Source organism: Rhizobium moroccans (assembly GCF_057559155.1).
The window spans coordinates 5590-11180 of record NZ_JBHFJG010000039.1 but is presented as its reverse complement, the minus strand read 5'-3'; the positions used below and the strand labels follow the sequence as shown (position 1 = coordinate 11180).

The 5591-nt window shown below is 62.2% G+C and carries 4 protein-coding genes; all 4 read left to right on the top strand.

From position 1 onward, the window contains the following. The first annotated feature begins 66 nt into the window (after nt 1–66). The 4 genes from ACE04I_RS17820 (at nt 67) to ugpB (ending at nt 5566) form a co-directional block, all read left to right on the top strand. Entirely contained in the window at nt 67–2298 is a 2232-nt protein-coding gene (locus tag ACE04I_RS17820; RefSeq protein WP_046793703.1) for an ABC transporter permease, read from the top strand. Further along, nucleotides 2295–3353, top strand: a complete 1059-nt coding sequence (locus tag ACE04I_RS17815) for an ABC transporter ATP-binding protein (RefSeq protein ID WP_046793339.1) — start codon at nt 2295–2297, stop codon at nt 3351–3353. The genes ACE04I_RS17820 and ACE04I_RS17815 overlap by 4 nt, the downstream gene beginning before the upstream one ends. Nucleotides 3354–3357: 4 nt before the next feature. After that, entirely contained in the window at nt 3358–4179 is an 822-nt protein-coding gene (locus ACE04I_RS17810; RefSeq protein WP_082118263.1) for an inositol monophosphatase family protein, read from the top strand. A 76-nt stretch (nt 4180–4255) separates the two neighbouring features. Beyond that, nucleotides 4256–5566, top strand: coding sequence for a sn-glycerol-3-phosphate ABC transporter substrate-binding protein UgpB (ugpB, locus tag ACE04I_RS17805; protein ID WP_487207415.1), 1311 nt, complete (start codon nt 4256–4258; stop codon nt 5564–5566). The last annotated feature ends 25 nt before the right edge of the window (nt 5567–5591 follow it).

Genomic DNA, 5591 nt, shown 5'->3' with positions numbered 1-5591 from the left:
CGGGCCCCTCCACGGAGGGGCCCGGCAAACCTGATGCAATTCAGCTCCGTCGAGGTCGCAGCCGCCATGTCCAACCGCAATCGCAGACTCGATTTCGCTTTGGCTCTCGGTGCCGCAGCGATGATCCTGCTGCCGTGGTATAGGATAGAGCGGGGCTTTTTCTCCTTTTCCTGGATTGCGGAATTCCTGACCGATGCCGCCGCGGTCCCGGCGGTGGCGCAAATCTTCGGGCAAGGCCGCTGGTGGCTGCTTGCGGCCCTCTTTGCAGTAGTGCTGGCGGCGGTGGCGCGTTTCGTGACCGATCCCGAACGGCGCAGCAGGCTGCTCGTCTCAGCCGGCGCGGTCGGCATCGGCTTTCTTGCCCTTCAAGGCCTTGCGATCGGCCTGACGGGATGGAACTGGAGCATCAGCGAAACGATCTTCGGACCTTTGAGGGATGGACAGCCATCGATGGGAGCAGGCGCTGTCCTTCTGGCGGTGACATTCGTGCTGATCCTGTCCTTCGGCCTTGCCGAGCGCGGCGTCATGAAGGGGGATGCTTTCGTCACCGCGACCATCTCGCTTCTGATCTTCCTCGTCACCGTGTTCGTTTTCTATCCGATCGCCAGCATGTTTATCGCCGCCTTTCAGGATTTCGACGGCTCGGTGAACTTCTCGGGCTTCACGCGCAATTTCCTCGACCCGTCGATCTGGAGCCTCGATTGTCTTGCCGGGGGGACGCGTTGCGGTATTGCATGGCGCACGCTTTGGCTTGCGATCATGACGGCGTCGGCCTCCACCCTGCTCGGCCTTGCATTCGCGCTCGTCGCCACCCGCACGCACTTTCCCTTCAAGAAGGGTCTGCGCCTGCTGACCATTCTGCCGATCATCACGCCGCCCTTCGTCATCGGCCTTGCGCTGACACTGCTGTTCGGGCGCGCGGGTATCGTCACCCAGGGGCTTTCCGGCTTCTTCGGCATCGAACCGAGCCGCTGGCTCTACGGCCTCACCGGCATCTGGATCGCCCAGGTGCTTTCCTTCACGCCGATTTCCTTTCTGGTTCTGATCGGGGTGGTGGAAGGTGTCAGCCCATCCATGGAGGAAGCCTCGCAGACGCTGAGGGCGAACCGCTGGCGCACCTTCTGGCGCGTTTCCCTGCCCTTGATGAAGCCGGGCCTGGCCAATGCCTTCCTGATCGGCTTCATCGAGAGCATGGCCGATTTCGGCAATCCGCTGGTGCTCGGCGGCAGCCATGGCGTCCTTTCGACCGAGATATTCTTCGCCGTCGTCGGATCGCAGAACGACCCCGCGCGGGCAGCCGTACTTGCCATGATCCTGCTCGGGTTCACGCTTTCGGCCTTCCTGGCGCAGAGGCTCTGGCTGGCAGGCAAGAACTTTGCAACGGTTACCGGAAAGGGCGACAGCGGCGCTAATATTGCGCTGCCTCGCCCGCTCTCCGTCGCAGTCCATGCGGTGGTAATCCCCTGGATGATCTTCACGCTGGTGGTCTACGGCATGATCCTGGTCGGCGGGTTCGTGAAGACCTGGGGCCTCGACAACACGCTCACCATCGACCACTACGCCCGCGCCTTTTCGGTGACAGTGCGCGACGGTGCTCTCGTATGGACCGGCGTCGCCTGGAACTCCTTCTGGACCACGATGAAGATCGCGCTGATCGCAGCACCGCTGACGGCGGCGGTCGGGCTTGCGACAGCCTACATCATCGTAAGGCAACGCTTTGCCGGCCGCGAACTTTTCGAGTTCGCGCTGATGATGAGCTTCGCTATTCCAGGAACGGTCATCGGCATCAGTTATATCATGGCCTTCAATCTGCCGCCGCTCGAAATGACGGGCACGGCGCTCATTCTTGTCGCCTGCTTCGTCTTCCGCAACATGCCGGTCGGGGTACGCGGCGGAATCGCGGCGATGAGCCAGCTCGACCGGTCTCTCGACGAGGCCTCCATGACCCTCAAGGCGACGAGCTTCCGGACGATCCGAAAGATCATCATGCCCTTGCTCAGGCCAGCCATCACGGCAGCGCTCGTCTATTCCTTCGTGCGTGCCATCACCTCGGTCAGCGCGGTCGTCTTCCTCGTCAGCGCCCAGTACAACATGGCCACCTCCTATATTGTCGGGCTGGTCGAAAACGGCGAATACGGGGTGGCGATCGCCTATTCCTCCATGCTGATCGTCGTGATGATCGCGGTCATAGCCGGCTTCCAGCTTCTGGTCGGCGAACGTCGATTGAGGCGCGAGAACCGCGTCGCCGGCCTTGCCCGCCCCAACGCGCCCGCACTCACGCAGGAGAAAGCCGCATGATCGAGAAGCCCGGCTCCGTCGTTTTTCAGAACGTCCGCAAGATGTTCGGCGCGTTCACTGCCATTCACGATCTTTCATTGACGGTGGAACCCGGCACGCTGGTAACGCTGCTCGGGCCCTCCGGCTGCGGAAAGACGACGACCCTGCGCATGCTCGCGGGCCTGGAGCATCCGACATCCGGCCGTATCTTCATCGGCGGCAAGGACGTGACCATGCTGCCGGCTAACGAGCGGGATGTCTCGATGGTCTTCCAATCCTATGCCCTTTTCCCACACATGAACTCGCTGGAAAACGTCGCCTATGGGCTGGAATCCTCCGGCCTCGGCCGCAGGCAAGCAAGGCAGAAGGCCGAGCATGGCCTGGAACTGGTGGGGCTCGCGGGCATGGGCGGGCGGCTGCCCTCCGAACTTTCCGGCGGTCAGCAGCAGCGCGTCGCCGTCGCCCGCGCGCTCGTGCTCGAGCCGCAGGTCCTTCTACTGGACGAGCCGCTCTCCAATCTCGATGCCCGATTGCGCCGCCGTGTGCGCACGGAAATCCGTGAATTGCAGCAGCGCCTGCAGTTCACGGCCGTCTACGTCACGCATGACCAGGACGAAGCTCTTGCCGTCTCCGACCACATCGTCGTGATGAAGGACGGCAATATCGCACAGCAAGGCGGGCCGAGGGATCTCTATGAGGCGCCGGCCTCGGCCTTCATCGCCGACTTCATCGGCGAGGCCAATGTGGTGCCCTGCGAGATCCTGGACGTGGATGGCGCAGAGGCGACGATCCGCATCGCCGGCTTGAACCACAAGGTGCCTTCGCGCGGGGCAAGGCCCGGCCGCGGCAAGCTCGCGGTGCGCCCCAATTCGATCACTGTCGAACCCGCCGAAAGCGCCGCATTCGCCGGCCGCATCAGCCATGCGGCCTATCTCGGCGATCATATCGAATACGAAGCGGAAACGGACGACGGCAGGCTTTTCATCGTCGACCACTCCGTGGAGCGGCCGCTCGCGCCGGGCACGCAGGTGGCGATCGGACTCAGGAACCGCGGCATCGCGATCATAACGGAATAAGCACATGCTTGAGATCACCGAACGGTCCGTCAAGGATACAAACGAAAACACCGTCAAGCGCCACCGCCTGGCGCAGGAGATCGCGATTGAGGCGGGACGGGTCGCGCTTGAATATTTTCGCAACCGCGAGAGCCTCGTGGTTGAGACGAAGAACAATCCGCAAGATCTTGTTTCCATTGCAGATCGCGAGGTCGAAAACCTCATCCGCGCCCGGATCGCGGCCATATTGGCAGAGGATGGTTTTCTTGGCGAAGAGTCCGGCTTGGTGCATGGCAGCTCCGGCTATACTTGGGTCGTCGATCCGATCGACGGAACGAGCCCCTTCATCAACGGCATGCCGAACTGGTGCGTGTCGATCGCCGTCCTTCATGAAAACAGGCCGGTGGTCGGGGTGATCTACGTGCCCTGCTATGACGAGCTCTACTCCGGCGCATCCGGCTTCGGCGCGACGCTGAACGGCAAGCCGCTGAAACTCGACGCTTCGAAAAACATTCGCAATGCCGTGACCGGGATCGGCGCCAACCATCATGTCCGGCCCGACATCGTCGGCAAGATGGTCAAGGATCTTTTGGAAGGCGGGGGCAATTTCGTCCGGATCGGATCGGGAGCGCTGACGCTTGCCTATGTCGCCGCCGGCCGGCTGGTCGGCTATTACGAGCCCCATATGCATGCCTGGGATTGCCTGGCCGGCTATTGCCTGGTGCAGGAAGCCGGCGGCTGGCATCTGCCCTTCCCCGTGGAGGGAGACGGGCTGACCACCGGTTCCATGGTGCTTGCGGCCGGCCCCGGCGCGGTCGCCGATCTTCAGCGGCTCGCCGGAATCTGAGAGCGGCCGCGGGGAGAAACTGAAGGAATGCCGTCGTCTCGAAGGCTGCGGTCATGTTCATGAAAAGGGAGGAACAATGTCCATGAAAGTCATTCTCGCATCGGCAATCGCCGCAACAACCTCGCTCCTGATGGCGTCCAGTGCCATGGCGGTGACGGAAATCCAATGGTGGCACGCCATGACGGGTGCCAACAACGAGGTGGTCGACACGCTCTCCAAGGAGTTCAACGAGAGCCAGTCCGAATACAAGATCGTGCCCGTCTTCAAGGGCACCTATCCCGAAACGCTGAATGCCGGCATCGCCGCCTTTCGCGCCAAACAGCCGCCGCATATTATCCAGGTTTTCGACGTGGGCACCGGCGTCATGATGGGAGCACAGGGCGCGATCGTGCCCGTGGCGGAAGTGCTCGAAAAGGGCGGCTACACCTTCGACAAATCGCAATACTTGGCCGGCATCGTCGCCTACTACTCGAAGCCGGACGGCACCATGCTGTCCTTCCCCTATAATTCCTCGTCGCCGATCCTCTATTACAACAAGGATATCTTCCAGAAGGCCGGCCTCGATGCCGCCAACCCGCCGAAGACCTGGCCGGGGGTCTTTGAAGCGGCGCGCAAGATCAAGACGAGCGGCGCGGCACCCTGCGGCTTCACCTCCACCTGGCTGACCTGGATCCAGACGGAGAACTTCGCAGCGTGGAACAACGTCGCCTATGCCAATCACGAAAACGGATTGGGCGATACCGACGTCGAGCTCGCCTTCAATTCCGAACCCTTCGTGAATCACTTCCAAACGATCGCAGATCTCGCCAAGGATGGTGTCTTCCGCTACGGCGGGCGCACGTCCGAGGCCAAGCAGCTCTTTTTGTCGAGCGAATGCGGCATTCTGACCGAGTCTTCCGGCGGGCTTGGCGATGTCGTCAAGAGCGGCATCAATTACGGCATCGGCCAGCTCCCCTATTATGAAGGCGAAGGCCGGCCGCAGAATACGATCCCCGGCGGGGCGAGCCTTTGGGTCTTCGGCGGAAAGAGCGACGCGGAATACAAGGGCGTCGCGGAGTTCTTCAACTTCCTCTCGCAGACCGATATCCAGGCGCGGCTTCACCAGGTTTCCGGCTATCTGCCGGTCACCATGGCTGCCTATGAGGAGACCAAGAAATCCGGCTTCTACGAGAAGAACCCCGGTCGGGAAACGCCGATCCAGCAGATGATGGGCAAGGCACCGACCGAGAATTCCAAGGGCGTGCGCCTCATCAACCTGCCGCAGGTCCGCGACATCATGAACGAGGAGTACGAAGCCATGCTCGCCGGCCAGCAGGACGCCAAGGCCGCCCTCGACAAGGCGGTCGAGCGCGGCAATGCGGCCATCCAGCAGGCGCTCGGCAACTGACATGATCCGTGGCCGCCCGCCCTTT